Source organism: Nitrospira moscoviensis (assembly GCF_001273775.1).
GTDB classification, from domain to species: domain Bacteria; phylum Nitrospirota; class Nitrospiria; order Nitrospirales; family Nitrospiraceae; genus Nitrospira_D; species Nitrospira_D moscoviensis.
On the sequence record NZ_CP011801.1, the window covers coordinates 4,546,430 to 4,572,911 of the forward strand.

At 61.8% G+C, this 26,482-nt stretch carries 27 protein-coding genes; 10 read left to right on the top strand and 17 right to left on the bottom strand.

The window, feature by feature from the left end; translation table 11 throughout:
* The first annotated feature begins 14 nt into the window (after window positions 1-14).
* Entirely contained in the window at window positions 15-884 is an 870-nt protein-coding gene (locus NITMOv2_RS22090; protein ID WP_053381885.1) for an NAD(P)-dependent oxidoreductase, read from the top strand.
* On the opposite strand, the gene NITMOv2_RS22095 is transcribed toward NITMOv2_RS22090, so the two are convergent.
* Window positions 881-1,333: a hypothetical protein gene (locus tag NITMOv2_RS22095; protein WP_053381886.1), complete on the bottom strand. Its 453-nt coding sequence runs from the start codon at window positions 1,331-1,333 to the stop codon at window positions 881-883. The genes NITMOv2_RS22090 and NITMOv2_RS22095 overlap by 4 nt on opposite strands.
* A gap of 61 nt (window positions 1,334-1,394) precedes the next feature.
* Window positions 1,395-2,555, bottom strand: coding sequence for a pyridoxal phosphate-dependent aminotransferase (locus NITMOv2_RS22100; protein ID WP_053381887.1), 1,161 nt, complete (start codon window positions 2,553-2,555; stop codon window positions 1,395-1,397).
* 265 nt (window positions 2,556-2,820) lie between these two features.
* Here NITMOv2_RS22100 and NITMOv2_RS22105 point away from each other — a divergent pair, with 265 nt between their 5' ends.
* On the top strand, window positions 2,821-3,177 hold the full coding sequence (locus NITMOv2_RS22105) for a PilZ domain-containing protein (RefSeq protein ID WP_053381888.1): 357 nt from the start codon (window positions 2,821-2,823) through the stop codon (window positions 3,175-3,177).
* Window positions 3,178-3,189: 12 nt separating this feature from the next.
* Here NITMOv2_RS22105 and NITMOv2_RS22110 read toward each other — a convergent pair whose 3' ends face one another.
* The 9 genes from NITMOv2_RS22110 to traT (NITMOv2_RS22150) all read right to left on the bottom strand — a co-directional run bounded on the left by NITMOv2_RS22110 (window position 3,190) and on the right by traT (NITMOv2_RS22150) (window position 12,069).
* Entirely contained in the window at window positions 3,190-3,813 is a 624-nt protein-coding gene (locus tag NITMOv2_RS22110; protein ID WP_053381889.1) for a lytic transglycosylase domain-containing protein, read from the bottom strand.
* 170 nt (window positions 3,814-3,983) lie between these two features.
* Window positions 3,984-4,604, bottom strand: a complete 621-nt coding sequence (gene msrA, locus NITMOv2_RS22115) for a peptide-methionine (S)-S-oxide reductase MsrA (protein ID WP_053381890.1) — start codon at window positions 4,602-4,604, stop codon at window positions 3,984-3,986.
* Window positions 4,605-4,702: 98 nt separating this feature from the next.
* On the bottom strand, window positions 4,703-5,245 hold the full coding sequence (locus NITMOv2_RS22120; RefSeq protein ID WP_202967293.1) for an SLOG cluster 4 domain-containing protein: 543 nt from the start codon (window positions 5,243-5,245) through the stop codon (window positions 4,703-4,705).
* 22 nt (window positions 5,246-5,267) lie between these two features.
* Window positions 5,268-6,956 (bottom strand): tetratricopeptide repeat protein, encoded by a 1,689-nt coding sequence (locus tag NITMOv2_RS22125; protein ID WP_202967294.1) that lies wholly within the window; start codon window positions 6,954-6,956, stop codon window positions 5,268-5,270.
* Window positions 6,957-6,991: 35 nt separating this feature from the next.
* A complete protein-coding gene (locus tag NITMOv2_RS22130) occupies window positions 6,992-7,654 on the bottom strand; it encodes a hypothetical protein (RefSeq protein WP_053381891.1) in 663 nt (220 codons plus the stop codon).
* A 135-nt stretch (window positions 7,655-7,789) separates the two neighbouring features.
* Window positions 7,790-9,136, bottom strand: a complete 1,347-nt coding sequence (locus tag NITMOv2_RS22135) for a TldD/PmbA family protein (RefSeq protein WP_053381892.1) — start codon at window positions 9,134-9,136, stop codon at window positions 7,790-7,792.
* Complete coding sequence (locus tag NITMOv2_RS22140) at window positions 9,133-10,587, bottom strand: TldD/PmbA family protein (RefSeq protein WP_053381893.1); 1,455 nt, start codon at window positions 10,585-10,587, stop codon at window positions 9,133-9,135. The genes NITMOv2_RS22135 and NITMOv2_RS22140 overlap by 4 nt, the downstream gene beginning before the upstream one ends.
* Window positions 10,588-10,681: 94 nt before the next feature.
* The gene (traT, locus tag NITMOv2_RS22145; RefSeq protein WP_053381894.1) at window positions 10,682-11,359 is read right to left on the bottom strand and encodes a complement resistance protein TraT; all 678 of its coding nucleotides are present in this window, start codon (window positions 11,357-11,359) and stop codon (window positions 10,682-10,684) included.
* Window positions 11,359-12,069: a complement resistance protein TraT gene (gene traT, locus NITMOv2_RS22150; RefSeq protein ID WP_053381895.1), complete on the bottom strand. Its 711-nt coding sequence runs from the start codon at window positions 12,067-12,069 to the stop codon at window positions 11,359-11,361. The genes traT (NITMOv2_RS22145) and traT (NITMOv2_RS22150) overlap by 1 nt, the downstream gene beginning before the upstream one ends.
* A 349-nt stretch (window positions 12,070-12,418) precedes the next feature.
* Here traT (NITMOv2_RS22150) and NITMOv2_RS22155 point away from each other — a divergent pair, with 349 nt between their 5' ends.
* Window positions 12,419-14,596, top strand: coding sequence for a hypothetical protein (locus NITMOv2_RS22155; protein WP_053381896.1), 2,178 nt, complete (start codon window positions 12,419-12,421; stop codon window positions 14,594-14,596).
* A 30-nt stretch (window positions 14,597-14,626) separates the two neighbouring features.
* Here the strand turns inward: NITMOv2_RS22155 and hpnR are convergent, their stop codons facing one another.
* On the bottom strand, window positions 14,627-16,171 hold the full coding sequence (gene hpnR / locus NITMOv2_RS22160; protein ID WP_053381897.1) for a hopanoid C-3 methylase HpnR: 1,545 nt from the start codon (window positions 16,169-16,171) through the stop codon (window positions 14,627-14,629).
* Between the two features lie 116 nt (window positions 16,172-16,287).
* Between hpnR and NITMOv2_RS22165 the strand changes: the two genes are divergently transcribed.
* The 3 genes from NITMOv2_RS22165 to NITMOv2_RS22175 all read left to right on the top strand — a co-directional run bounded on the left by NITMOv2_RS22165 (window position 16,288) and on the right by NITMOv2_RS22175 (window position 18,476).
* Window positions 16,288-16,602, top strand: coding sequence for a transcriptional regulator (locus NITMOv2_RS22165; RefSeq protein WP_053381898.1), 315 nt, complete (start codon window positions 16,288-16,290; stop codon window positions 16,600-16,602).
* 96 nt (window positions 16,603-16,698) lie between these two features.
* The gene (locus NITMOv2_RS22170) at window positions 16,699-18,258 is read left to right on the top strand and encodes a SulP family inorganic anion transporter (RefSeq protein ID WP_053381899.1); all 1,560 of its coding nucleotides are present in this window, start codon (window positions 16,699-16,701) and stop codon (window positions 18,256-18,258) included.
* Window positions 18,255-18,476 carry an outer membrane protein assembly factor BamD gene (locus tag NITMOv2_RS22175; protein ID WP_238590423.1) on the top strand — a complete coding sequence of 74 codons (222 nt, stop codon included), beginning with the start codon at window positions 18,255-18,257 and terminating at the stop codon, window positions 18,474-18,476. The genes NITMOv2_RS22170 and NITMOv2_RS22175 overlap by 4 nt, the downstream gene beginning before the upstream one ends.
* On the opposite strand, the gene NITMOv2_RS22180 is transcribed toward NITMOv2_RS22175, so the two are convergent.
* From NITMOv2_RS22180 to ettA, 3 genes are read right to left on the bottom strand one after another with little or no spacing between them, the layout of a single operon-like run.
* On the bottom strand, window positions 18,477-19,268 hold the full coding sequence (locus NITMOv2_RS22180) for a DUF1295 domain-containing protein (protein WP_053381900.1): 792 nt from the start codon (window positions 19,266-19,268) through the stop codon (window positions 18,477-18,479). It abuts the gene before it with no gap.
* Complete coding sequence (locus NITMOv2_RS22185; protein WP_053381901.1) at window positions 19,265-20,140, bottom strand: SDR family oxidoreductase; 876 nt, start codon at window positions 20,138-20,140, stop codon at window positions 19,265-19,267. The genes NITMOv2_RS22180 and NITMOv2_RS22185 overlap by 4 nt, the downstream gene beginning before the upstream one ends.
* A gap of 10 nt (window positions 20,141-20,150) precedes the next feature.
* Entirely contained in the window at window positions 20,151-21,833 is a 1,683-nt protein-coding gene (gene ettA, locus NITMOv2_RS22190) for an energy-dependent translational throttle protein EttA (protein ID WP_053381902.1), read from the bottom strand.
* Between the two features lie 273 nt (window positions 21,834-22,106).
* Here ettA and NITMOv2_RS22195 point away from each other — a divergent pair, with 273 nt between their 5' ends.
* The gene (locus NITMOv2_RS22195) at window positions 22,107-23,579 is read left to right on the top strand and encodes a hypothetical protein (protein ID WP_053381903.1); all 1,473 of its coding nucleotides are present in this window, start codon (window positions 22,107-22,109) and stop codon (window positions 23,577-23,579) included.
* 220 nt (window positions 23,580-23,799) lie between these two features.
* On the opposite strand, the gene NITMOv2_RS22205 is transcribed toward NITMOv2_RS22195, so the two are convergent.
* Window positions 23,800-24,168: a hypothetical protein gene (locus NITMOv2_RS22205; RefSeq protein WP_053381905.1), complete on the bottom strand. Its 369-nt coding sequence runs from the start codon at window positions 24,166-24,168 to the stop codon at window positions 23,800-23,802.
* Window positions 24,169-24,279: 111 nt separating this feature from the next.
* On the opposite strand from NITMOv2_RS22205, the gene NITMOv2_RS22210 reads away from it, so the two are divergent.
* The 3 genes from NITMOv2_RS22210 to NITMOv2_RS22220 are packed head-to-tail and all read left to right on the top strand — an operon-like array spanning window position 24,280 to window position 26,306.
* On the top strand, window positions 24,280-24,540 hold the full coding sequence (locus NITMOv2_RS22210) for a multiubiquitin domain-containing protein (protein WP_053381906.1): 261 nt from the start codon (window positions 24,280-24,282) through the stop codon (window positions 24,538-24,540).
* A 9-nt stretch (window positions 24,541-24,549) separates the two neighbouring features.
* A complete protein-coding gene (locus tag NITMOv2_RS22215) occupies window positions 24,550-24,936 on the top strand; it encodes a hypothetical protein (RefSeq protein ID WP_053381907.1) in 387 nt (128 codons plus the stop codon).
* Window positions 24,937-24,953: 17 nt separating this feature from the next.
* Window positions 24,954-26,306: a ThiF family adenylyltransferase gene (locus NITMOv2_RS22220; protein ID WP_238590424.1), complete on the top strand. Its 1,353-nt coding sequence runs from the start codon at window positions 24,954-24,956 to the stop codon at window positions 26,304-26,306.
* Here NITMOv2_RS22220 and NITMOv2_RS24155 read toward each other — a convergent pair.
* The gene (locus NITMOv2_RS24155; RefSeq protein ID WP_187299311.1) at window positions 26,303-26,470 is read right to left on the bottom strand and encodes a hypothetical protein; all 168 of its coding nucleotides are present in this window, start codon (window positions 26,468-26,470) and stop codon (window positions 26,303-26,305) included. The genes NITMOv2_RS22220 and NITMOv2_RS24155 overlap by 4 nt on opposite strands.
* Window positions 26,471-26,482: the final 12 nt, after the last annotated feature.

Genomic DNA, 26,482 nt, shown 5'->3' on the forward strand with positions numbered 1-26,482 from the left:
GAGGAGAACCGCTGATGCGTGTCGCCGTCGTCGGCATCGGAGTGCTGGGCCGCGCCGTCGCCGCGCGACTGCAGAGAGCCGGCCATACCGTCGTCGCCTACAATCGCACGAGCGGGAAGGCCGAGGCGTTGCGTCCGCTGGGCGTCGTCGTGGCGGACTCTCCGGCGCTGGCGCTGAGAGAGGCGGACTGTACGTTGCTGTTCCTGACCGACGCGCCGGCCATCCGGTCGGTGTTGTTCCGGGAAGACACCCGCCCGGCGCTCGCGGGACGGACCGTCATCCAAATGGGCACGATCGGTCCGGACGAAAGCCGTGCGGTGGCCGAAACGGTCCTGGCCGAAGGCGGCGACTATCTGGAAGCGCCCGTCCTGGGCAGCGTCGCCGAAGCGCAGGCCGGCAATCTCCTGGTTATGGTCGGCGGGAGCCGGGACCAGATGCGCCGCTGGGAGCCGCTTCTACAGACCCTCTCCAACGAGCCGCGCTTCGTGGGATCGATCGGCCAAGCGGCGTCGCTCAAGCTCGCGCTGAATCACTTGATCGCCGCCGAGACGGCGGCCTTCTCCCTGAGCCTCGCCTTGATCCAACGCTCGCAGGTGCCGGTCGATCTCTTCATGTCCATCCTGAAAGACAGCGCGCTGTTTGCGCCGACGTTCGACAAGAAACTTCCCCGATTGCAAGCCCGCCGGTACGACGATCCCAACTTTTCGACGCGGCATCTCCTCAAAGATGTCGATTTATTTGTAGCGGCCGCTCGGGAGCACGGCCTCCGGACATCTTCCCTCGACGGCGTGCGGCAGATTCTCGTCGACGCGATCGCCCATGGATCGGGCGACGTAGATTACTCGGTTCTGTACGAGGAGGTGCTGCGGGGAGCTCAGCGTTAAGGCACGGCAGGCGTATCGTTCAGGTTGGTGAGCGAAGTCTTTCTGGTCAGGCGAAAAGACCCGCCCTTCTGCGCCGGGGCGCGATCGTCGCCGATACGGAGATACCACCAGGTGCCCTCGCCTTCGTTGTAATCGGGAGAGAGCTTGATCACAAAGCCTCCTTCGCGGTCATTCTCCCGTTGGTACCACTTGCCGACCCACGTCCGATCCCCGAACCTGGTGGTCTCCAAGCGGCCGTCCTTCCATGCATAGGTCCCGTTGCCCCGGTCATCGAGCCTCAGCGTGACGACGGCTCCGTCCTCATACTCCCATTCCCCGGCAAGGATGGCGCGATCACCGTCCGGAAGATCGGACGCGACGGCCGGCGCCACCGCCTGATGGTGTCCGCAACCCGTGATGATGAAGAGCAGCAGCGCGAACGGCGTCCACGCGAGACGGCGAAAAAGCATAGGACGGTTTACCACGTGAACGTCATGATGACAACACAACTGGGGTTATTTTTGCCGTTCTCTACCACCGGGCTTGCACGATCCGGCGGCAGGCTTCCTCCAGATCGGCATCGGTTTTCGCATAGCTGAAGCGCAGGAACCGGGCCCCTTCGGGGCCCGCGAAGAACGCCTCCCCCGGCACACCGGCCACGCCGGTCTTCTGCAGGAAGGCCATCGCCCGTTCCTTTCCCGTGCGGCCGGGAATCCGCGACACGTCCGCCAGCACGTAGTAGGCGCCGCCTGGAATGGAGGGCCGCAACCCCGCTTTGTCGAGCGCGGCGCAAAAGCGGTCCCGCTTGTGTTGGTAGTCCCGGGCAAGATTCTCATAAAACGTGTCCGGCAGTTCATTGATGCCGCAGGCCACGCCCATTTGAAGCGGAGCCGGCGCGCAGACGTAGAGCAAATCGTTCATGGCGCCGATGGCCCGGCTCCATCGGTCGTCGGCGACGCTGTAGCCGATCCTCCACCCTGTCACGCTGAAGGTCTTGGAGTAGCCGCCGATCGTGATCGTACGCTCCGCCATGCCGGGCAGCGAGGCGACGCTGATGTGGCGACGCCCGTCGTAGAGAAAATACTCGTAGATCTCATCGGTGAAAACGAAGAGATCGTGGCGCCGCGCCAGCTCGGCCACTCCCTCGAGCTCCTGCCGGCTGAAGACTTTCCCGGAGGGATTGCCGGGCGAGTTGACGATGATGGCCTTCGTCCTCGACGTGACGGCTTGCGCCACGTCGCCGGGCTCGTAGGTCCAGTCGGGCGCCCGCATGGCGACGATGGCCGGCACGGCATCCACCGCGAGCAGCGCGCTGATGTGATATTGGTAGTACGGCTCGAAGAGAATCACTTCATCGCCGGGATCCAACAGCGCCGCGCAGGCGCAGTGAAACGCGCCGGTCGCGCCGCAGCTGGCCGTGATGTGCCGATCCGGATCGGCCGGGATGCCGTTGTACCGCGCGAGCTTGCCGGCGATCGCCTGACGCAACTCGGCCAGCCCGTCAAATCTGGTGTAGAGGTTGTAGCCGTCGGCCAGCGCCCGCGCCGCGCCGCGAATCACCGCGGGCGGCACCGGCGTGTCGCACACCCCTTGCGCCATGTTCAAGCCTTTCACGTCCACACAGGCCTGGGTCATGGCCCGGATCTCTGATTGAGCCAGACTCGCCATTCGCCGGCTGACCGTTCGCGCCATCGCTCTCCTCTGCCTTCAGTTGTAGAGGTCCTTTGTCGCAGACCGATCCCTCTACGTCAAGACCGGGATCGTGATCGTTCTCCGAATAGCTTTCTCACTTAGTATTTGCTACGTACCTATCGACCGGCTTATACTCATCCGACCAAAGGGTCTCTTTTCTGATTCGGCGGTTCACCGCCATTTCCCGCCTTGGAGGTACCCCGATCGGGGAATGCGTGCCGGGGAGCCCGCCGGTATCCTTTCTGTCGAAGGAGAGTCATCAGCCATGGATGCCCTACCAGCCGGACAGCAAGTGCCTCCCACCGAGCACGCCGAGAAAGACCGCCGGGGACGACGGCTCAACCTCTCCTGCCGCCTGTTTTTCTTCGGCGACGACGAATTCGAGGGCGAAGGCAAAACGCTCGATGTCTCGGCCAACGGTTGCCGAGCCACCTCCGCGGTGACTGTGCAGCCGGGCATGGCTCTCAAATTGTCGCTGTTCCTGCCCGACCACAACTGGCCGTTGCGCGTCGATCGGGGGATCGTCCGGTGGGTCGCGGGCCAGGAGTTCGGGGTGGAATTCACCACGATCCGGATGGCGCAACGGGAACGGCTGCGGGCGCTGGTGATGAAGCGCCGATGATCCCCTCCCCGCTTACTTCCGCCCGAAGGCAGGAGCGGACGCCGCACCGATGCTCCCGATCTCCCGCTTGCGGGTCGGAGCAAGGCCGGATGCGCGGGGATGGCCGCGCCCCCCACGGAACGCATCATAGTACCGCAGGACCTTCCTGACATACGCGCGGGTTTCTCTGATCCTCGGAATCTTCCCGCCTTTGACGCGATGGACGCCGGCATTGTAGGCCGCGAGCGCCAGCGGCAAATCGCCGTCGTACAAATTCAACAGATGACGCAGTTGTTTCGCGCCTCCGCGGATGTTTTGAATCGGATCGTAAATGTCGCCGATCCGCAGCGTCGCTGCCGTGTCGGGCGTCAGTTGCATGAGGCCGACGGCGCCCTTGCGGGACACGGCATGCGGACGGAAGTCGGATTCCACCTTGATCACCGCCCGCAACAGCGCCGGATCGAGACGGTACCGTTTCGCATAGAACTGGATCGCCCGCCGGATCTCCTGCTTGCTGTACTGCGGGCGGCCGTCGAAATCCGATTTGGTCGGCAGCGGGAGCGCGAGGACGATCAGACCGGCGATGGCGAGCGTGCGGAGTCCGCGGAGAATTCTCCGACTGGACGGCGGCGGCCATGTCGACAATGGATTGTTCACGAAGCGACCCGCTCGTCCCGTCGGATACGGGAAGAAGGCGGGTCATAGGAAGCTTCCTCAAGAGCTGTGCCTGCCCGGTCCCTTCTAACCCATTGTAGAATCGGGTTGGGACCGGTTCTTCTCATGTGACTGGGTGCCCGAAAGGGACAGGGCGGCCAATTTTTGCCAGGCTACGGTTTCCCCCACAGCGTCTCCAAACGCTGGGCGCGGCCGCAGCTGAATTTGTAGTACTTATAGCGGATCGGATTCTTCTTGTAGAAATCCTGATGGTACTCCTCGGCCCGATAGAACGCCGCCGCCTTCGTGATCTGCGTCACGATCGGCTGCGCGAACCGCTTGGACTGCTCGATGCTCCGTTTCGATTCTTCCGCCAGCCGCTGCTCCGCTTCGGTCCCGTAAAAAATAGCCGACCGGTATTGATTGCCATGGTCGCAGAACTGGGCGTTCGGCGTGAGGGGATCCACGTTCCGCCAGAATGCCTCCAGTAACTGGGGGTACCCGACCTTCGCCGGATCGTAGAGCACTTCCACGGACTCGGCATGGCCGGTTTGTCCGGCGGACACCTGTTCGTAACTGGGATTCGCCACGGTGCCGCCCATGTAGCCGGAGACGACGGCGATGACGCCGTCTACTTTTTCGAACGCCTCTTCCATGCACCAAAAGCATCCGCCGGCGAAGTACGCCTTAGCCAGTGAATCGGCCTGCACAGTTTGAGATGCCGGCCATCCGAGCAGGGCGCTGGAGAGGACCAAGCCAACGACCGATAGGGTGCGAAGCGTGGGAATCGCCATGGTGGATCCTCCTGTGAGAACGTCGTCCGAGGGGCGACGTTCTTACATCCTACTACGAGGAGGAAGACCGGCCCGGTTTTCTCGCTCGCCGGACCCGCTCAGAGACGGACGTCACCATAGCCGTCGCCCGCGTTGCGCCGGGCCTGCCGGTGGTGCCCTTCCATCCGTTTCATGATGAGCTCGATCGCTTCCTCCGGCGAGGCGGCCGCCGAGACCAGTTTCTTCCCCAGCTTCCGGAAAAACGCCGCCTCGGCGGGGCTCGCGTCCACGAGGATCACCGGCTTGCCGGCTTTCACCGCCAAGGCCACTTCCGACACCGTCCCGGAGCCGCTCAAGCCGCACGCGACCACGACGTCGCTGGACAGCACGTTGACGTTGTTGCGCCCGCTCCCCATTTCGGTGATGATCGGGACATCGACATGGCGCGACACCTTGTCCTTCGCCGTCGGCAGGATGCCGACCGTCAAGCTGCCGCCGACCCGCTTGGCGCCCTCACAGGCCGCGTCCATCACGCCCACATCGCGCCCGCCGGTGAGGACCACCCAGCCGCGCCGCGCGATGAACTCGCCGAGCAGGCGCGCGTTGTCCAAGTCTTTCTTCTTGGCCTTGGCCGGCCCCATCACGCCCACGATAAACCGCACGGTCCCTCCGGTCCTCGAACCGTTAAAAGCGAGACGCCGTTAACGCCACATCGGCATGCGCCCACGCCGACTTGAATCGCTCCTCCACCGCTTCGGCCTCGGCGGTCTTGCCCTGCGCACGGAGGCTTTGCGCCAGCCCGAACAACGCCCAGCCGTTGTGGCGATGGCGCTCGAGATCGGCCCGATACACCGCTTCGGCCTCGGCCGGCCGGCCGGCCATCAGCAGAGCCGCGCCGAGATAGTGCCGGATCGGCAGAGGCCAGTGGGGCGGCTCGGTATAGGGAAGCCCGTCTTCGAGTGCGATCGCTTCCTGAAACAGCGCGACGGCCTCGGCATACCGCTGCCGATGAGCGGCGAGGTCTCCGGCCAGGAGGCGCTCGGCGATCTTCAGCAGCGTGCGCGTCGTTTTCTGCTCCGGCGTCTTCTGCCGGCCCAGCCGCTTGGCGAGGGCGGCCAAGGCCGCATGCTCGCCTTCCGCGCCGGGCAGGCGCCCGGTCGCCGCCAGTGCGAGGCCTCGTCCAAGCCGCCACATGCCGTCAAACAGCGACAAGCCCTTGGCGGGAGGCGGCTCCCGCAGGAGGGCGTCCCACTGCCCGAACCGGATCAGCGAGTAGATCGGCGTGGTGAGATACGCTTCCCTCCACGGATCCTTGCGCGCATCCGCTTCGGAAATGGTCGCCGTGAGCTCGCGGGCCGCCTTGATAGTCTCGGCCTGCCGGCCTTCCATCAGCAGCGAGGCCCAGAGAAAATGCACATTGTGGTTGTAGTAGCCGGTGGGATAGACGCCCGTGAGGGTGCGGCCGGCGAGATACTCCCGATCCACGTGCACCGCATGTTCGTTCCGCTCGGCCGCGTCGTGATACTGCCCCAGCCGGATATAGATGTGCGCCGGCATGTGGACCAGATGCCCGGCGCCCGGCATGAGGCTCGGCAGGCGCTGCGCACAGGGCAACGCGCGTTCCGGCGAGAGGGACGCTTCCACGGCGTGGATGTAGAAATGGCAGGCGCCGGGATGGTCAGGGTGCGAGGCTAGGACCGCTTCCAACGTGGCGACGATCTCCTCCGTCCCCGGCTTCGGCTTGCCGTCCGGCGTCCAGTAGTCCCACGGGCGCAGATCCATCAGCGCTTCCGCGAACAGGGTGCCGGCGTCGGGATCGTCGGGAAACCGGCGCCACAACGCCCGCATGGCGTCGGCGTACGCGCGGTCGAGCGCCGCCCGCGATCCGCCTTTGGCGCCGTACCGTTTCGCCAAGGCGTCGATATAGGCCTGCTCCGCATCGCTCGCCGCGCTACGGCGCGCCCTGGCCTTTTGCACCGCGTCCCGGGCGCGCCGCTCTGCCTGTTTGTCCGTCGCCTGGTTGATATTCGGCCCGAGCGCCAACGCGATGCCCCAATAGGGCATGGCGGCGGCCGGATCCAGCCGCGCCGCTTCCTCGAAGGCGCGGATCGCCTCTTCGTGATTGAACGCATAGACCAGACGCAGGCCTTGATCGAAATAGCGCTGCGTCTGTTCCGACGAGGTGGTGATCGCGTGATGCAGCGTGCCGAGGTTGTCGAACAATGGAACAGGCGCAGACCCTTCGGAGGGGGGCGCGGCGCCGGCGGCGAGGCAGAGTCCGCCGAGCCAGATGAAGCCGCCGCATGCCAACCGGATCAGTGCCCGGCCGATCGCGGGGCATGCGCGCAGGAAGCGGGAGACGGGGTACGGCACGGGAGGCTGCTCACGAATTCGCTGGTCGCGGTCGCTCACAGACTGAGCGACGGCGTCGCCGGGGCGTCCTTGCGGCCGAGGGCCTTGTCTTTCACGCTCTGCTTCTCGCGGCCCGGCCGGTTCCGCTTGAGGGGAGCCGAGGCGACCCCGGTCGTCATGGCCGACAACGGGCCGCTTTCCATTTCCTTCCCCAAATACAGGAGCGCCTGTTGTTGCGAGAGGACCAGCGACTTGAGCTCATGGATTTGAGCCGACAGGCGGGCGATGTCTTGTTGCTGGGCGAGCAGGAAGGCGCGCAGCTCGGCCATCTCCTCCGGCTGTACGGCGGTCGCCGGCTGGGCCGATATCGGCGCCGGCGCGGGATCGATACGTAGCTGCGCCTCTTCGGGGAGCCGATCTCCGGCACAGGTCGCGCCGGTCGGTGATCGGTCGTCCACCGGAGCCCGGCCGGGCGCGTGTCCCGATTCTTCCGAACAGATCTCCAGCGACGGCGTCCGGTCTGCGGGCGTTGCCTGCGCCTTCCGTCCCCATCTGGTGAACGATGCAACGGCCTCCGCGAGCCCGCGAGCACAGGCCGCGCCTGATTCCAAAAGGACCTGCCCCAGGGACCGTTTCGACGGCCGGGCGGCGGACAGCTGCTCCGGCGTGGGAATGCGCCGGATGAGATTGATCGGTTCATCGCTGAATCGGCGGGACATAGACCTCTCCTCCCTGCGGAAGACACAGGCGCAACCCCCAGTGGGCACGCGCAGAAACATCGTTTCTCTACTCCTGCCGTGAGCAAGAGTCAATGTTTTTCATCGGATAGGCGGCGGCCGGCCGACGAGGACGGGCTAGAAACGGGTCGCGCTGGAAAAGTGAAACTCGGGCAAGGCCACGGCCGGCACCAGCATCTTGCCCGTCTCGGAGGTCACCGCTTCGAGCGGCACCGTCCAGGCGTCCAGGTGCTGGAATGCCCGTAAGGGACTCTCATGAAAGCGGAAGTTCTTCACCGCCGCGACGATTTCACCTTTTTCGATCAGGAACGTCCCATCTCTGGTCATGCCGGTGAGCGTCAAATCGGTGGGATTCACCGTCCGGATGTACCAGAAATTGGTGACGAGAATCGCGCGATCCGCCTGCTTGACGACGTCCTGCACGCGGTCGCGGGCGGCGCCCGCCACCGACAGCGACGGCGCCTCCAATGTCGGAATCGCCGTGAGGCGGTGCACGGCGGCGGTGTACCGGTCGTACGAGAGCTGCCGGAGCACGCCGCGGTCGATCCACACCGCCGCTTCGCTCGGCACACCCTCCGACGTAAAGCCGACGCCGAGTAGATCGGCGTGTCCGGGCAGGTTTTGCAGCGTCAGCCGCTCATCCACGATCCGCCGGCCGAGCTGCTGGGCAAAGGGACTGGTCCCCTTGTCGTAGGACTTGGCGTCCAGCGACCAGATGAGGCCGGTCCACAGCCCCGCCACGGCGGCCGGTTCGAGGATCACCGGATAACGGCCCGGCGCCAAGTCCCGCGGGTCGCGGCCGAGCTTGGCTTTATGGATCGCCGCCAATGTCCGCTCCTGAATGCGCAGATGATCGATGGACCGGTGGGCCGCCGCGCTCCATCCGGTCGCGTCGCCCGCTTGCACCGTCACGCTGAATCGGGCGTCGGTCCGTTCCTCGTAGGCGAAGAGCTGATTGCTCGCCGCGACGCCGACGGACGCCGTGGAGGATGCCACGATGCCGGCGGCCATCATGTTTTCCATCCGGCAATGGCCGATGGCCTCGTTGGCATATTCCAGCCGGCGCGCCGGGCCGGCGGCCGCCGTCTCGGGGCGCGCGGTCGGCCGCGCAGGAAACGCCGTCGGCGGGGGCGGCGGCAGGTATTCCGGATCTTCCGGGGACAAGCGGGCGATGCGCTCGGCGCGGGCCAAGGTCTCCTGGATCGATCCGGCGGTGAAGTCGGTCGTGCTGGCCGTGCCCCGCTTCCGCCCCAATGCGACCGTAATGCTCAGCGTGCCGCGTCGGGTGTTGACGTTTTGGATGATTTGATTGTTCGCAAACCGCGTGGTGCCGACGTGCTGGTCGTGCAGGGTCACGAGCGTGTCGTCGCCGCTCGACCGCGTGAGCACGAGATCGGCGAGGAAGGCGAATTCCTCCCGACCGGTCATCTTGGGCCACGCCTTGGCGGTCGCCACGCTCGTCATCGGCCCTCGCCTTGCATGACGCGGACGTTTCGGAACCGCGCATGGGCGGCCGGATGGGACATCCAGCCGGCTTGCCCCGGCTGGCCCTTGCCGCACGTGATGAAGCCGTAGCGCCGCCGGTAGCTGCGATCGGCCACGCCGTCGCAGCTGTTCCAGAACTCCGGCGTGATCCCGTGATAAATGACGTCGCGGAGCATGTGAGTGCGTTTGCCGCGCTCGATCAGCCAGAACGCGTCGCCGCCGAACTGAAAGTTGTAGCGCCGCTGGTCGATGCTGTAGGACCCATGGCCTTCGATGTAAATGCCGCGCTCCACGTCGCCGATGAGTTCCTCGAGGGTCGCGGAGCCGGGCTCCAGGCCGATGTTGGCGATGCGGACGATCGGGACCGACCCCCAGCCGTCGGTGCGATTGGACCCGCGCGAGCGCGCCTCGCCGATCTTCGGCGCGACTTCACGGTTGGTGCAGTAGCCGACGAAGATCCCGTCCCGGACGATGTCCCACTTCTGGCAGGCCACGCCGTCGTCGTCATAGCCGGTCGCCGCCAGTGTCTCCGGTTCCGTATTGTCGGCGACGAGATTGACATGCGGCGAGCCGTAACGGAAGTGGCCTCGCTTGTCGGGCGTCAGAAAACTGGTGCCGGCGTAATTCGCTTCGTAGCCCAACGCACGGTCGAGCTCGCTCGGGTGGCCGCAGGACTCGTGCATGGTGAGCGACAGATGCTCCGGGTCGAGCACCAGATCGTACAGACCGGGCGTCACCAGCGGCGCGCGGACCTTCTCCATCGCCTCCTCGGCGACGCGGGCCGCTTCGCGGAGGAAATCGGCGGACTCGATCAATTCATACCCGGTGCGCAAGTGCGGCGTGTTGAAGCTCCGCGACGCAAACCGGCCCTCGTGGAGCGCCGTCGCCGTGCACTCGCCGTGACCCGCCAGCAGATCGAATTCCAGACGGCTGCCTTCCGTCGACACGAAAAGTTTCCGGTCGCGCCGCGCCCACAGTGTCGCGCTGCTGCGTGCGATGCCCGCCTGCCGATGCAGCGCTTCCATCGTGCTGAGCAGCAGATCCGCTTTTTTCTCCAGCGGCACGCTGAACGGATCGATGCGGTAGGCCGTGACGACCCGGTCGCGATGGACCGGCTCCTCGGCCAACCGCACTTTTTCGATGACCACCGACGCCGAGCCCTTCGCGATCTCGACGGCCAAGTCGGCGACCCGCGGCACTTCTTCCAGCGAAAGGATGGAACTGGCGGCGAATCCCCATCCGCCGTGGTAGAGCACCCGAACCCCGAACCCCACATCTTCCGCATCGCGAACGGACGCGATGCGCCGGTCTTCGCCGCAGACCGTCTGCGTGGAGCCGTGCTGAATCCGGATGTCGCCGTACTCGGCGCCCGACGCGGCGATGCGCGTGAGCGCGAGTTCGGCGTATTCATCCCAAGAAGGAGCCGTCATCGTGTCGCGAAGTGATGGTAAGACCGACTGTCGAGTGACGTTAGTATAACAGGACGGGAGGCGGAACGGAGAGGGCAGCGAGCGAATGCGTCGCCTAAAACAATCCGGCGATGCCGGTGGAGATCTTCTCTTGAATGATCGGTGTCGCTTCCGGAATGTCCAAATCCTTCTGCCGCACGTGACCGACCATCCGCATCTGTTGCACCTTCGCGCCGCTCGACACGGAGGTTCCCGCCGGCTGACCGATCGCCTTGCCCAGTTTCCGATCGGTGATTTGCACGTCGGCGACACACAGATAGGTCACGCCTTCTTCCCTCGCGGGCGGCTGCATGCCGGGAAAGCCCATGCCGCCCATCCCCCGCATGCCGCTCATCTGCCGCATCAGCGCGCTCATGTCCGGCATGCCGGCCATGGGGTCGTCCGCCGGGGCCATCGGGGTTCCGCCGCTGCTGATGCCGGCGCCGGGACCGGCCTTCGCCACGCTTTCCGGCGTGACATCCTCTGCGGCCTTGTGGCAGTAGATCACCTTGGCTTGAATCCAATAGTTCGCCTGTTCCGGATCGCTCTTCAGTTGATAGCCTTTGGCGGTCAGCTTGGGCTCGATGCCGGTGAGCGACACTTGCTGGTTCTCGGAGGCATTGCGCAATTGGAGATAGGCCGTGCGATTCGTATTGGGATCGAGGAAGACGGTGTTGCTGTTCATGAGCCCCGAGCGGATGACATTGGAACAGCCGGTGACCAGCAGGAGCAGGAGCAACAGAAATAGATTCATCAAAAGTTTCCTGCCACCGCCGCGCTGAGCTTCTGTTGCAGCAACGGCGTCGCTTCCTTCTCGTTCAGCTTCTTCTGATGCACGTCGGCAGCCAGTCTCGTCTGATACACGCCGGCTTGCTGCCCCGTTCCTGTCTTCATCCCGGCTGGAACGGGGGAGACGGCCTGTTCGGTGATTTGCACGTCGGCCACGCAGGCATAGTTCACGTCGTCCGGCATCTTGGGCCCGGACGACGAGCTGAACAGGCTCCCGACGGCGCTGCCGATCCCTTCGATCGCGCTCAAGCCCATGGAAGCAGCCGCTCCCGCCATGGCGCCCTGTGGTCCCGCCATGCTCGCCATGCCGGATAAACTCTGAAGTCCCCCCATCATCGATGAGCCGAATCCGCCCCCGTACCCGCTCGCCACGATGCTTTCAACCGGCATCTCCGGTTTCGTGATGTTGCAATACACGATGTTGGCCAGCACGACGTAATGCGCGGCGGCGGGATCCTCGACAATCTGATAGCCCTTGGCGATCAATCGCGCTCCCAAATCGTGGAACGAGACGTCTTGGTTGTCGGACGAGTTCCGGGTCTGGATGAACACGGTCTTCTGGTTGCTGGGCGGCAGGAAAAACGTGTTGCTCGTGATGAGATCCGTGTCTTTGATATTGCCGGCGTACGCCGTCAGCGGAAGGCTGAGGAGCAAGGACAAGACTGCAGCGCGCATCGTGGCCTCGCAAGCGGGACGGATTGTAGGCGACGACGACTGAAATAGCAACGGGCCGCTTCATAGCGGATGTTGGCAAACTATTTGGGACCTGCGGGAAAGCAGGACGGTGGAGGGTCTGAGACCTTTCCTGGAAGAGCCCGCTGGCTGTTCAAAAAGGCCTCATTCTCACCCGCCCACCCCGGCGCGCCAAGACGCGCCGCTCCGCATTTAGGCCTTGAGCGACGCGAGAACGCCGCGGGCGGCCTTTTTCAACAGCCTGCTAGACGGTGATTGAAGAATCCAGATCGGTCGGCTAGCATGGCGGCCGTTCAGCCGCCTTGGGTGTCCCGCGAGGGAGGGGCCACCGATGCCATGCCGCACGCTCGTCGTCCTCTTTGTCCTGTGCCTCGCGTCAAGTTGTGGAGGCGACAAGCACCTGCCTTCGTCGAATCCGCCGGAGTACGATCCGAAGAAGGTCTACACCGGACCGGCTACGCCTCCCAGCGGCCCCCAGGCTGCGTCGATTGCCGAATCGATTGAACCGGGCCCACCGCCAATCCAATTACCTCCGCTCGAACCGGGGCCGAATGAAAAGGGTGCGTGGAAGACGGTGCCGGTCAAGCCGGAGTCGCTGCGAGTATTCAAAGGCGTCAAAGGCCCCTGTGAGGTCCTGTTGAGCCTCGTCCAAGGCCTCGGCAGCGGACAACTCTTTGCCGGCCCCGAAGGACAGGCGCTCAAGCAATCGCTGGGGTCACGGGCCGAGTCTGTTGCACGATCATTGGACCGGCAGTTGTTTGACAACTTCAAAGCACAGCTCGGCCCGAATGTCGCCGATTGTCCCTCGCCGGTGCCCGCGCGAAAGAGCAGCCTCGATGAGCCCATTCGCACACCGAGCCTTCTATTGGCCGGAGGACCATCCCAGGGGTCCTTTCAACTGGCGCAGGCAACGGCGCCGGGAGGAGAACGGGAGGGGTATACCGTCACGAAGGGCCAAGTAAACATGCCCATCCCTCCCGATGCGGTCGGCAGGAAAGTCCGGGAGTGGAGGGTCGAGGAAGGCGCTACGCCGGAAACAGCCGGCGACCGCAAGGGCTTCTCGCTCATCAATGGCGGCTATGCCAAGAAATGCCCCGCACCGGGCAAAGAAGGCGCCTACATTGTCGAAGGAGACTATGAATTTTCGCTGATCGTGGACCAGACGATCAACTATTCCAATACCGTTCGAACGGAGTACAACGCCCGAAGCATTCATGCCACTTTAAAAGGCCGCGTCGACGATGATGCCATGCTGCAATACGTCGACCTCGATGCGGCACTCGTGATCGCGCGTGGAGGAACGAATAGGCCGACCTCATTTGCGCATCAGCGCCAGCATGTCCGGTTCGTGCCCGATCGGCGGGCGGGGGGCATGCCGTCGGAGTTTTCCAATTGGTCGGTCTCGGAATGGGACTCTGCGCTGGCGGGTGAGGCGCAAAGTGACGCCATGAACACATTGCTGTTGGCCGTGACGATATTCTCGGGCCCGTTCTACCTGGCTGCGGAAGGGGAATGGACCACAGCCAATACTTGTGTCGAAATCATCTTCACCCCACCCACCAAAACCAAAAAGTTCGTCCCAAACGAATCAACGCCGGTGAAGACGGAACTGCGGACCAAAAAGGAGCAGGCGTTCGTTCCGGCGAAATTCCAGGCGGCGAAAGAGCGGCCCAGGGAAGGCAACGGTCGCGTGTCGCCGAGGGAGGATGAGTCGCAGCTCAATAGACCCGCGACGTTTACCTACCAGGCTCCGGCAACGAAAGTTCAGCACAGTGGATTCCGGGTCAGCGCCAAATCCCGCGCAGGCGTCGCGGAAGCGAAGGACGGAGAATGGGAATTGGCTCCTTCTGCTTATGTCCTTGAATTCAAGTCGCACATCGTTCAGGAGCCGATGAATTTCATGCATCCCCAATTCGGCATGCAATTGAGTTCGAACGGGTTCGATGCCCATGTCGAGGCCACCGTCCCGCTCCGGCGCAGGGAGGACGACGGCCAATGGGTGGGGGAAGGGGTCATGCGCTACGAGACTCGCACCACGACTCAGCCGGCTCAGTGCGAAATCCGCATCCAGGGCACCGGCACCACCACCTTTCATGTGAACGGAGGCTCGATCAGCCTCGACCCCGAGCCGTTTGCCGTGAAACTCATTATTCTTCCCGGGCAAACGGAGGAAGTGGCCGAGACCCATTGTACGAGCGGCAGTACACCGCCAAAGTTGAGGGAGTTGCTTGAGTCGCAAGGGGTCCAAGGCGGTGACGCGCATGTCGCTTCAAAAGGCGGGGGATGGCGCGCGGCGTTCAACGTGACGCGCTTCAAGACATTCATATGGACGCAAGGCCGGCAAGGCTACGAGATCGGAGGCTGGACTCCGGTGGCCAATTCCGATGTCGTGGCCAAAAAGAGGATGAAAGCCAACTGCGGCATGGTCATGAGCAGGTGCCAAGAAGAGACGACGCTCATCTTGAAACTGGCGGATGAGCCCGATGCCGCCGCATCCCCGCCGAAATAAGGCGCCCCGAGCGTTTCAAGACCGGTCGCGTTACACCGCGGTGCCCATGCGCGACGCGTCGACGAACTGTTCCGTTGCATCGTCGATGGCGCGGCTGTGTCGGCCTTTCGCGGGCAAGATGAACAGCTCCTTCCCCTTCACTTTGCCGTTGTGCCGCGGCGGCAACGTCATCTCATACACGACCGGGCGGCGGTGATCGGCCATTTGCAGCGCGGGATTGTAGACGCTGTTGAACTTCCACAGCATCTTCACGAAGTTCGTTTGCCCGCGCAGGAGATGCCCCGCCGCGATCTTGGCGGTGCTTTTGAGCGCGGTCCAGCCGAGATGCTTTTTGTTGAGGATCTGCTGCGTCTTGACCAACTCCGCATAGAACTCCGGAAGCGGGAGCGTCGTCGGTAGAACGGCGTGCTGAATATCATAGAGCCGATAATCGCGCGTTTGAAACGGCCTGGTCTCCGTGTGCCAGCTTTCCGTGCCTGGATAGGGCGTGTTCACGCTGATATTCACAATCTCCGGAATCTCGAGGCACCACTGGCGCACGACCTCGAAGCGCTGCCGGTCCCACGAGGGATCGGCGATCAGATTGATGGCGACGGTGATGCCCATCGACCGCGCATATTTCAGCGCTTCGAAATTGCGGCCCAGTGAAATGCGCTTGCGGTGCATTTTCAGCCCGGCTTCGTCGATGGCTTCCACGCCGAGAAACATGTATTGGAGGCCCAGCTTTTTCCAGAACTGGAACACCTCTTTGTTGCGGAGCAGCACGTCGCCGCGTGTTTCGAGATAGTACTCTTTCTTGATGCCCTTTCTTGCGATGGCGTCGCCGATCGCCATCCCATGCTGGGCTTGGATGAACGCGACGTCATCGACGATGAAAATCCCCGGTTCGGTCGTCCGCTGAAGATCCTCCACCGCTTTCTCCGGTGTCACGACCCGGTAGCTGCGCCCGTAAAACGTCCAGGCGCTGCAAAAGGAGCAGTCCCACGGACATCCCCGGGCGAATTCGATCGAGGCGCAGGGGTCCAGCACGCCGATGAAGTACTTGCGCCGATGGCGGAGGAGGTCGCGCGCGGGGCGCAGATCGTCGAGGCTGTGGACGGTTTGCGCGGGCGGACCCTCGCCGGCCGCCGTGGCGGCACCCGGCACGCGATGGACGGACGCCCGATCCGCTTCTACGGCGCGTAGAAGCGCCGCGATGCTTGCTTCACCTTCGCCCTTCAGCACGCAGTCGATGGCGCCTTCGCCGTGGTCGAGGAATTCTTTCGCGACGAATGATGCGCTGTGTCCGCCGACGGCAATGAACGTATCCGGATGGCGGCTCTTGGTCACCTTGGCGAGATCGACGAGCTCCGGCACGTTGGCCAAATAGTTACAGGAAAGGAGCACGACGTCGGGATCCCACTCATGGATCATACGCAGATAGTCACGATGCCCTTCCACTTGCAGGTCCAACAGACGCACGTCATGGCCGGCTCTCCGCGCGGCTTCCGCGACGAGCTCCAGCCCGAGCGGCTCCAAGCGCAGGTAGATTTTGGTGTACATCAACGGCCCTGGATGGACGGCGAGGACTTTCATCGGACCCTCCGCGATAGGTTCCCCCCGATGCTGGCAGAGTGCGTAGACGGCGATCAATCTTTTCTTCACCGGCCCAAAGAAAGTTTTGCATCGCCCCTGGGCCGTGCCGTACGATAATGGCCCTCGTGTCTTTCATCGAACGCACGCCGCGGCAGCGCCTTATCGAGCTGTTGACCGGGACCAGGCTCGCGAGCCACCAGCTGGCGCAGATGCTCGGCATCCCCGAGCGCCACGTCGAAGACCATCTGATCCACGTCGCCAAAACGCTGGCCCGCGATCCCGCCCGGCGCTTTGTCCTTGAACCGTCCAGCTGCCCGGACTGCGGGTACGTCTTCCGCGACCGCCGGAAACTCACGCGGCCGAGCCGCTGCCCGCGATGCAAGGGCGAACAGATCACTTCGCCGAGATACGGCATCGACCCTTCTCCGTAGCGCTCATCGCGCCGGCTTCTTGCAATTTCCTTTGGCGCTCCTCATCGATCCACTACAGTGAAGCCTCGGACTCGACCAAGTGACCGAGGACAATGCATGCCGGTTCATTGGCAGGACATTCACCGGGATCTCTTCCCCTCCTTCGTCGTGTTTCTCGTGGCCTTGCCCCTCTGTATGGGGATCGCCGTCGCGTCCGGGGCTCCCCCTGGCGCCGGCATCATGACGGGCATCATCGGCGGCCTGGTGGTGGGTTGGCTGGCCGGCTGCCCGCTGCAAGTCAGCGGACCGGCGGCCGGCTTGACGGTGATCGTCTGGGAGCTGATTCAGACGCACGGCTTCGAGGGATTGGGCGTGATCGTCTTGGCGGCCGGACTGATCCAGTTGCTCGCGGCGTGGCTGCAGTGCGGGCAGTGGTTCAGGGCGGTCTCGCCGGCCGTCGTGCACGGCATGCTGGCCGGCATCGGCGCGCTCATCTTCGCGAGTCAATTCCATATCATGATCGACGACGCGCCGAAGGGCGGCGGCCTGGCGAATATCGCGACGCTCCCGGGCGCCGTGTTGAAGGGGCTCCTTCCGGATTCGGACGTGCCCACCAGCCATCAGGAAGCGGCCTGGCTTGGAATACTGACCATCGCCTGCATCGTCGTGTGGACCACCTTCGTCAAAGGCCGCTGGAAAGTGCTGCCGGGCGTGCTGCTCGGCGTGAGCGCCTCGACCTTGGTCGCGACCGTCTTCGATCTGCCGGTGAGCCATGTGGTCGTGAAGGACAATCTGTTCTGGGTGCTGCATGTACCGACTACCGAACAACTGGCCCATCTGTTGGACACCACCGTGCTGGCCGAAGCGTTCGGGCTGGCGTTCATCGCCAGTGTGGAAACGCTGCTGTCGGCCACGGCGGTCGATCAACTCCACACGGGTCCGCGCACGAGATATAACCGTGAGCTGGCCGCGCAGGGCGTGGGCAATACGCTCTGCGGGCTGCTGGGCGTGCTGCCGATGACGGGCGTGATCGTGCGGAGCGCGGCGAACGTCGAAGCGGGCGCGCGGAGCCGCTTCTCGGCCATCTTGCATGGAGGGTGGCTGCTGCTGTTCGTCGCGCTGCTGCCGTTCGCCCTCCGTCTCATTCCGACGGCCAGTTTGGGAGCGGTGCTGGTCTATACCGGCTACAAGCTGATGGACTTCGACATCGTGCGCGATCTGCGCCGCCACGGGCGGAGCGAAGTGCTGATCTTCCTGACCACCATGGGGACGATCGTCTGCACCAATCTCCTGACCGGCGTGCTCGTGGGCCTGTGCCTGGCGACCGCCAAGCTGCTCTATACCACTCAGAATCTCGAAACCCAGTTTGCGCATGATCCGGACAGCGGACGGTTCACCTTGCACCTGCGCGGCATTGCCACCTTCGTCAGCCTTCCGCGGCTGGCGGCGGCGCTGGAATCCGTGCCGCCCTCCGCGGACCTGCATGTCCGGTTCGAGTCGCTGCGCCATATCGACCATGCCTGCCTGCATTTGATCGAGAATTGGATGTGGCAACACTCGACGACGCGTGGCAAAGTCACCGTCGACTGGGATAAGTTATGCGGTCTGTCCTATCAGACCAGACAGGCGCCTCGAGCGAAAACCCGGTGGCAACGGTGGCTGCAGGAGGGGGGATGATGACGCGGTGGCTTTCCACGATGTATCTGGCCGGCTCCCTGCTCCTCGCCGGCTGCAGCGGGGACAAGGCCAAGGAGTTGCTGGAGACGGCCCAATTTGAAGAGCGGCAGATGAATCTGCCTCACGCGAAGCAGCTCTACGAAGACCTGATCCGCCTTTATCCCTCCAGCAAGGAGGCGGAGACGGCGAGAGCGAGACTCGCCGCGCTCAATCGCTGATTACGGCCGCTTCGGAAACCAGGGAAAGAAGGCGTTCGTCGTCCGCTGGTAGTCCCGATAGTCGTCACCGCGGCTGCGCACGCCCTGCTCCTCGGCCGGCGGAATCCCCGTCACTTTTGTAAGCGCCCACCCCATGCCGATCGGGCCGATCAGCGTGAGCGGCCAGCCCGGCGCGCCGAGCGCCATCACGACGTAGCTCCACCAGTGGAGCCATTCGAAGAAATAGTTCGGGTGACGCGAGAAATACCATAGGCCGTCACGGCACACCCGATCACGATTCCAGGGCTTGGACCGAAACGTCGCGAGCTGCCAATCCGCCGCCGCTTCCCCCGCGACAGCTGCCAGCCAAATCAACACCCCGACCAATTCGATCAAGCCGAACGGCGGCCGGGGATTTTGAATGACGACGAGGAACGGCAGCGAAAAGGCCGCCACGGCGATCGCTTGTAGTTGGAAATACCCGAACATGAACAGGCCGGCCCGTTCACCCCATTGTTGCCGGAGCCGACGATAGCGGGCATCTTCAGACTTGCCGATGACACGATCGAACAGAATATAGAAGCCGAGCCGCCCGGCGTACAGACTCACCAATATTGAGACCAGCAACTTTCGCTCGGCCTCGCCGGCGGCCTGTCCCACATACCACAACACCGTCCCGATGAGACCGGCACACCAGCCGACATCCGCAATAGAGGCGTTGCGCAGGCGCAGCTGCACGGCCCACAACACCGCCATGAAGACCACCATGGCGAGATAGGCCGCGAGCACGAGCCTGAGAGGATCGACCGTCATGGAGGGGGATAATCCCACAGATCCGCCCCGCGCTCCGATCGGCTCGCGAGCCATGTGCGGAATCCCGGGAGCGGGAAGGAGAGCAGGGCTTGGATCTTCTCGCAGCGGAGCGATAGGTCTGCCGGCCGCGGAGCTCCGGCATGATTGCGCGCGGAGCCTTTGATCAACCGGCCGCTCAATTCCGGATACCAGGGCAGCAACGCCTCGCCGATCTCCCACCGAGAGAGTCGTTCGCCGCCGCCGAGGTGAAAGAGGCCCGATCGTCCATGATCCAGCAATTCCCAGACGGCGCGGGCGATCGCGCCGGCCGGCAAAGGGCAGCGGTATTCGTCCGCGTACAGCATCACGTCCTTTCCCGCCCGCGCCGTCCGGCACATGTCTTCGACGAAACTGCGGTCGCCGTTGAGCGACGTGCCGGCCGTGAGCACGATGCGTAGCACGGTATGACGGGGATTCGCGAGGACCACTCGTTCCGCTTCGAGCTTGGTCTGCCCATAGACGTTGATCGGTCGCGCCTCGTCCGCTTCGCGATACCAACCCTGTCGTCCGTCGAAGACCTCGCCGCTGGAGAGGAAGATAAACGGCATGTCCCGCGCCGAGGCGGCGAGATGGGCCGTCGCCTGGACGTTGATGCGCCGCGCTCGATCGGGGTCCAGCTCGCAATCTTTCGTCCGGCTCAACGCGGCGCAGTGAATGATCGCGTCGGGCTTGGCAGAGTGCAGCAGAGAGGTCACCGCGGGGAAGTCGGTGAGGTCGACCTCGGCCCGGCTGAGGCCGCGCACGTCCCATCCAGATGCCCACCGCCGGGCGCTGCGCAGCAAATACTGGCCGATGAGTCCCGCTGCGCCGGTAACGAGGGCGAGAGGCGCCATGGCGACAAGCCTACTGGCGGGTGAGTTTCCTGTACCGTATCCGATGCGGCTGATCCGCTTCCTTGCCGAGGCGCTTCTTCCGGTCCGCTTCGTACTCGCTGTAGTTGCCCTCAAACCACACGACCTTGCTGTCGCCTTCGAAGGCCAGGATATGCGTCGCGATGCGGTCGAGGAACCAGCGGTCGTGGCTGCTGATGACGGCGCAGCCGGCGAAACTTTCCAGGCCTTCTTCGAGCGCGCGCAGCGTGTTGACGTCCAGATCGTTCGTCGGCTCGTCGAGGATGATGAGGTTCGCGCCTTCCTTCAGCATGCGGGCGAGATGCACGCGATTCCGCTCGCCGCCGGAGAGGTCCTTCACTTTCTTTTGCTGATCGGTCCCGGCGAAGTTGAAGCGGGCGCAGTACCCGCGGGCGTTGACCTCCACCTTGCCGAGCTTGATCGTCTCCTGTCCGTCGGAGATCACTTCATACACCGTCTTGTTGCCGTCCAAGCTGCGGTCTTGATCGACGTAGCCGAGCTTGACGGTTTCGCCGATCTTGATCGTCCCGGCGTCCGGCTTTTCCTTGCCGATGATCATTTTGAACATCGTCGTCTTGCCGGCGCCGTTCGGGCCGATCACGCCGACGATGCCGCCCTTGGGCAGGCTGAAGTTCACGTTCTCATACAGCACATTGTCACCGAAGGCCTTGCTGATGCCCTTGGCTTCGACTACTACATCGCCCAACCGCGGTCCGGGCGGAATGTAGATTTCCAGATCCTCGGCGACCTGCTCCTGCTTTTGATTGACCAGCTCCTCGTAGCGATTCAAGCGCGCCTTGCCTTTGGACTGCCGCGCCTTCGGCGACATCCGGATCCATTCCAGCTCGTGCTCGAGCGTCTTGCGGCGCTTGGACTCGGCTTTTTCCTCTTTCTCCAGCCGGTCTTTCTTCTGCTCGAGCCATGACGTGTAGTTCCCCTGGAAGGGAATCCCGTGGCCGCGGTCCAGCTCCAGGATCCAGCCGGCGACGTTGTCCAAAAAGTACCGGTCGTGCGTGACGGCGATGACCGTGCCTTTGTATTGCTGCAGGTGCTGCTCCAACCATTGCACGGACTCGGCATCCAGGTGGTTCGTGGGCTCGTCCAACAACAAGATATCCGGCTCCTGGATCATCAACCGGCAGAGCGCCACGCGGCGCTTTTCGCCGCCGGAGAGCGTGCCGACTTTTTGATCCGCCGGCGGACAGCGCAGCGCGTCCATGGCGATCTCCAGCTCGCTTTCCAATTCCCAACCGTTGGCCGCCTCGATCTTCTCTTGGATCTGCGCCTGCTTGTCGATGAGCTTTTCCATTTCATCGGGGCCGACTTCACCGATCTTGTTGCTGACCTCTTCATATTCTTTCAGCAGCGCGATGACTTCAGCACGCCCCTCTTCGACGACCTCCTTGACCGTCTTGTTGGGATCGAGCTGCGGCTCCTGTTCGAGCAAGCCGATGCTGTAGCCTTTGGACCGGCTGATCTCGCCCGTGTAGTTCTGATCCACGCCGGCGATGATCCGCAGCAGCGAGCTCTTCCCCGAGCCGTTCAAGCCCAGCACGCCGATCTTGGCGCCGTAGTAGAAGCCCAGATAGATCTCGCGGAGTACCTGCCGCTTCGGCGGATACACCTTGCCGACGTTGACGAGAGAAAAGATGACTTGCTTATCGTTGGTGGCCATTAAATTGATCCTTCCATTACAGTTCCCACCACAGCGAAGCTCAGACCTTATCAAACCTTCCTCGTCTATCACAACTTAGAGCAACGGGATGGTATCGTACGAAGTGAAAGAGACATGCCCGATCTCACACTCAGCTTCCCCCGTGTTGGGATTGACACACGAGGCTCACGCCGTATGTAGCTGCGCTTTATGCTCTTGACTCTCCTCTGGCTAATGAATTAGCGTTCTGCTCCCCTCAGCTGGGCGGCAGTCGTTTTCAGCCGGGAGAATACCTTGCATTACAAATGGATTCCGCTGACCGCGAGCGCTGACCTTCAAAAGATTACCACCGCAATTTCCAGCGAATATGATCCTGGAGGCGTTGCCCGACGCCTGCAGGATGGCATCTCCGTCGCGGTGAAGGGCATCCTGATTGAGTATCGATATATCGATAAGGATTACAGAAGTACTTACTACAGCCTTTATTCTAAGAAGGGCCAATCCTATCGACCAGACTGCGTCCGGCTTCACTTCTTTGACGAAACAGTGAGCTTCGATGAAAAGAAACTGAAACTTTCAACTCCAGATGGCAGGCTTGATGATCATTACTTTGGTTACATGGTATTGAGGCCTACTGGGATGGCCACGATTGGTCGAAGCGTCGTATCACCTAATGTCCGAAGTGGAGCGAAAGGCGCCGTTATCACGTCACCTCACAAGGTGCATCTCCTCGGTTATAAGTTGATGCTACAAGGATTCCCCTCGATGGACCAACACATCGATATCTCAGTCTGTGCGCACGCGGCGTGTTGGTCAATTCTGCGCCATTATAGTGAGCGGTACTCCATCTATAGAGAATTTCTCGTGCACGACATAACCATGATGGCACAAGAGTTTAACCCGGGCGGGCTCGTGCCCTCGAAAGGTCTACAAGTGTCTCATGCTGAACGTGTTTTTCAGGCCGCGGGCACATTTCCCGTCCACGTCGCGCGCACACACAATAGTGACCATTCCTTCTATCGGCAATTGCATGCCTATGTTGATTCAGGCTTTCCACTCTTTGCAGCCATGCACGAGCGGAGACATGCGGTTGCAGTTGTTGGATACGACTGGAGCGGAGCAGGTCCAGGAACCAATAAGGGCATGCGGTACGCCTGGGAGACTGTCAAATCGCTCGTCGTCGTGGACGATAATCACCTTCCCTACTTATCGATTTCTGCACACGATCGAGCAACGAAGGCGAAGGAGCCGCGATACTCTGCTCAGAACATTGATGCATTCATTGTGGCACTTCCTGAGAAGGTGTATTACCCGGCTGACGCAGTAGACCGCCTCGTACCCAACCTTTTTGATTGGGCGTCCCTCGTTGACCTGCCGAAAAGAGAGGAGGCGTACGTCAGATATTTCATCACGACCGGTTCCTCGTTCCGGAGCTTCATGCGCAGCCGCGAATCCGAGTTTGATCCTCGGTTAATGGCGCTCGTTATGTCTATGCCGTTTGCCCAATTTGTTTGGGTAGTGGAAATCGCAACCGCTACAGATTGGGGCAATGGGCAGATTAGTGCCCGGGTAGTCTTGGATGCGACCGCCAGCCTCCGGGAATTGTTGCCATACTGGTTGTTTCATGGCCGGAAAACTGCTATTGTCTTCGATCGGATGCGGGTGGGTTCTGGACACGCAGGCGTCCATCAACTTCAGCTAACCGGCATGGAAACGACCGCCCTGACCCGCATGGCTCAGAACCTCAGTCCCATTTCGCCCAAATAGCAGCAGTGACCCTCAGGGGAGACCAAATGGAGACCGAAAGAGGTGAGGAGAATAACGTGTACGGTATCGATGGACTCAAGCCGGTAGAAGCAAGCGCCGTTGAACGTATTGAGAGGGGAATGACAGAAGAAGTCATTCCGGAAATTATTCGAATCGTGGAGGAGCGTCGGACCCTCGCGGCTGAGAGTCGCTTGTGGCAGTTGAAGTGCTAGTTTCTTTGTTAGTCCCTCTTTTCCCTCCTAAATCGTTCGTACGCCGCTCGAATGATCGCGTCCATTGCCTCCGCGGCATCTTTGTCGAGATTTGGGTCTGTCCTTAACAGCGAAGAAATTTGTGTGATCGCCTCTGGTCGCTGTTTCTTCTTGAACGAAGCCTTCACGAAGTCTGAGGGATTAAGCCCCGCCCATGCAGAGAGAGCTGCTAGGCTTGCCGCATCAGGACTACGTCCTTGTGCCATTCGTGTGAGGGTGGATGCGCTAACGCCCGTTTCCATCGCCACCTGCTTCCAGGTTTTCTGCCGGGCGCCCACCGTACTCTCCAGTACCTTGTAGAACGCTCGCCCATCAAACCCTTTGCTTTCCCGAGACATACCGGCCTCCATGGAGTGATTGCAAATTAGCAATTGACTTTCTAAATAGCGTTTAGTAGATTGGTTGCAACTTAGCAACTATTAACCTAAATAGCAAGGAGAAAACTCGCGATGGACAAACACGACAAAAAGGAAGAAAAGCATCCATTGACGGTCTTGGTGAACGAACAACAAGTTGTATTCCATGTGCACTCGGCGACTGGTGCGCAGATCAAGACCACTGCAATCGCTCAAGGAGTCGCGATCCAGCCAAACTTTGTATTGCAGTTGGAGCATCCGAACGGAACCAGCAACATCGTAGGGGACGCAGATACAGAGCACCTTCATAACCACATGCGGTTTACGGCCATCGCGCCGGATGACAACTCGTAGGTCGCAGCCATGAAGGTGGAGGTGTCAAAGAGCATTGAAGAATTGAAGCGGCAGTTTCCATCGGCAGAACTGACTATCCGAGAGGATGGCCATGGCGGGGCTATGGTGATCGTAGAACCAGTGTCCGTCGGTGGAAAATACAACCCACATATGACCTGGGTAGGCTTCCACATCACTGCTCAATACCCCTATGCAGACATCTATCCGATCTTCATTGGCGCTGAGATCAAGCGTGTGGATGGACGTGAGTTCCAGGCTCCGGTAACGCACGGTCATCAGTTTGAAGGTAGGCCGGCGATTCAAGTCTCTCGGCGCAGCGGGGCCGCACAGAATGGGTTACAGAGAGCGACAACGAAGATCCTGAAGATACTAGATTTTTTGGAGAGGCTGGAATGACGACGTGTCAACTCAAGATGACGCGACAAGACTTCAATCGTGTCATGAGCCATTTATTCCCAGGTGATGATGACGAACACGCGGCTGTTCTGCTGGCCGGTGTCTCGTTGATCGAGGGGCGGCTCACCTTGCTCGTTCGTGAAACCTACGTTGCTCGAGAGGGAATCGACTATGTTCACGGCAAGACGGGGTATCGAGCGCTTGCTCCGACCTTTATACATCGTTGTATCACCCGTGCTCGCGACGAACGGCTGGTCTACCTAGCGATTCACAATCATTTGAGTGACGAGTACGTCGGATTCAGCTCTGTGGATCTCGCCTCTCATGAAAGAGGGTATCCGGCTTTACTTCAAATTGCTCGCGGAATGCCAGTCGGTGCCCTCGTGTTTGGTAAGCGATCGATCGAGGCCGATATTTGGCTCCCCGATCGCACTCGCTTGTCGCTTGAACAGGCCATCGTGGTTGGAAGCACTATCCATCGACTGACCCCCTCACCGACGCTCATCACTGTGAGTCGCACAGAGACCTACGACCGACAAGTCAGGATGTTTGGGAAAGCTGGTCAGATAGAGCTGCGAAAATGTCGGGTTGGCATTATAGGGCTTGGCGGGATCGGTAGTCTGGTGGCGGAGTACTTAGCGAGACTTGGCGTAGGGCATTTCTGCCTGATTGACGATGACTGGGTAGAGCATACGAATCTTTCTCGCATCATAGGTGCGTCGGCTGAGGATGCCATCGCAAGAGTGTACAAAGTTGAGGTTTGCAAACGAATGATCCTGCAAGCCAATGTAGAGGCCGACGTCCAAACCTTGACGGAGGACGTCTCACGAGAGACGGTTGCCAAGAGGTTGCTCGCCTGTGATTTCATTTTCCTCGCTGCCGACTCAATGCGCGCGCGGTTGGTCTTCAACGCGATCGTCCACCAGTATTTCATTCCCGGAGTGCAGCTGGGTTCGAAAATCCGCTGTGGAAGTAACGGATCCCTTTTGGAGGTCATGAGTGCGAATCGTTCCGTTAGGCCAGGGAAAGGGTGCCTGTGGTGCAACCAGTTCATTGACCCTACTGGACTTGCCAAAGAGGCGAAAACGGACGAGGAGCGCAAAGCGCAACAGTACGGCGTGGAGGAGCCAAATCCAAGCGTGATCAGTTTGAATGCGATTTCGGCTTCACATGCTGTCAATGACTTCTTACTGGACTACCTTTGCCTTCGTCCAGAGAGCGAGGCATTGCAGTACGAGCATATACATTGCCTGCGCGACGTGCGAACTCTTGTCACACCAAGGAAGGATGCCGATTGTCCGGAATGCTCTCGTGAGGGAAGGCGATTCGGGCGAGGCGATTCAGCGGACTTGCCATGTGCCGAAGGTTAGATCTCCCACTCTTCGGATATGCGAACCTCTGTTTCGTCCACGATCTCTTCCAGGCAGGTGAAGCAGGGAAACGGAAAGCGGTCGACGGGAAGAGAGCAGACTTCGCCGACAGGCGACTCTTCGAGCGCCGGGCCGCCGCACTCTTTGTGGATCAACGTCAGCATGCCGGCATACTA

Coding starts and splice junctions, on each gene's coding strand:
- NITMOv2_RS22090 (WP_053381885.1), top strand. CDS start 15: ATGCGTGTCGCCGTCGTCGGCATCGGAGTGCTGGGCCGCGCCGTCGCC.
- NITMOv2_RS22095 (WP_053381886.1), bottom strand. CDS start 1,333: ATGCTTTTTCGCCGTCTCGCGTGGACGCCGTTCGCGCTGCTGCTCTTC.
- NITMOv2_RS22100 (WP_053381887.1), bottom strand. CDS start 2,555: ATGGCGCGAACGGTCAGCCGGCGAATGGCGAGTCTGGCTCAATCAGAG.
- NITMOv2_RS22105 (WP_053381888.1), top strand. CDS start 2,821: ATGGATGCCCTACCAGCCGGACAGCAAGTGCCTCCCACCGAGCACGCC.
- msrA (WP_053381890.1), bottom strand. CDS start 4,604: ATGGCGATTCCCACGCTTCGCACCCTATCGGTCGTTGGCTTGGTCCTC.
- NITMOv2_RS22130 (WP_053381891.1), bottom strand. CDS start 7,654: ATGTCCCGCCGATTCAGCGATGAACCGATCAATCTCATCCGGCGCATT.
- NITMOv2_RS22135 (WP_053381892.1), bottom strand. CDS start 9,136: ATGACGAGCGTGGCGACCGCCAAGGCGTGGCCCAAGATGACCGGTCGG.
- NITMOv2_RS22140 (WP_053381893.1), bottom strand. CDS start 10,587: ATGACGGCTCCTTCTTGGGATGAATACGCCGAACTCGCGCTCACGCGC.
- traT (WP_053381894.1), bottom strand. CDS start 11,359: ATGAATCTATTTCTGTTGCTCCTGCTCCTGCTGGTCACCGGCTGTTCC.
- traT (WP_053381895.1), bottom strand. CDS start 12,069: ATGCGCGCTGCAGTCTTGTCCTTGCTCCTCAGCCTTCCGCTGACGGCG.
- NITMOv2_RS22155 (WP_053381896.1), top strand. CDS start 12,419: ATGCCATGCCGCACGCTCGTCGTCCTCTTTGTCCTGTGCCTCGCGTCA.
- hpnR (WP_053381897.1), bottom strand. CDS start 16,171: ATGAAAGTCCTCGCCGTCCATCCAGGGCCGTTGATGTACACCAAAATC.
- NITMOv2_RS22165 (WP_053381898.1), top strand. CDS start 16,288: ATGGCCCTCGTGTCTTTCATCGAACGCACGCCGCGGCAGCGCCTTATC.
- NITMOv2_RS22170 (WP_053381899.1), top strand. CDS start 16,699: ATGCCGGTTCATTGGCAGGACATTCACCGGGATCTCTTCCCCTCCTTC.
- NITMOv2_RS22175 (WP_238590423.1), top strand. CDS start 18,255: ATGATGACGCGGTGGCTTTCCACGATGTATCTGGCCGGCTCCCTGCTC.
- NITMOv2_RS22180 (WP_053381900.1), bottom strand. CDS start 19,268: ATGACGGTCGATCCTCTCAGGCTCGTGCTCGCGGCCTATCTCGCCATG.
- NITMOv2_RS22185 (WP_053381901.1), bottom strand. CDS start 20,140: ATGGCGCCTCTCGCCCTCGTTACCGGCGCAGCGGGACTCATCGGCCAG.
- ettA (WP_053381902.1), bottom strand. CDS start 21,833: ATGGCCACCAACGATAAGCAAGTCATCTTTTCTCTCGTCAACGTCGGC.
- NITMOv2_RS22205 (WP_053381905.1), bottom strand. CDS start 24,168: ATGTCTCGGGAAAGCAAAGGGTTTGATGGGCGAGCGTTCTACAAGGTA.
- NITMOv2_RS22210 (WP_053381906.1), top strand. CDS start 24,280: ATGGACAAACACGACAAAAAGGAAGAAAAGCATCCATTGACGGTCTTG.
- NITMOv2_RS22215 (WP_053381907.1), top strand. CDS start 24,550: ATGAAGGTGGAGGTGTCAAAGAGCATTGAAGAATTGAAGCGGCAGTTT.
- NITMOv2_RS22220 (WP_238590424.1), top strand. CDS start 24,954: ATGACGCGACAAGACTTCAATCGTGTCATGAGCCATTTATTCCCAGGT.
- NITMOv2_RS24155 (WP_187299311.1), bottom strand. CDS start 26,470: ATGCTGACGTTGATCCACAAAGAGTGCGGCGGCCCGGCGCTCGAAGAG.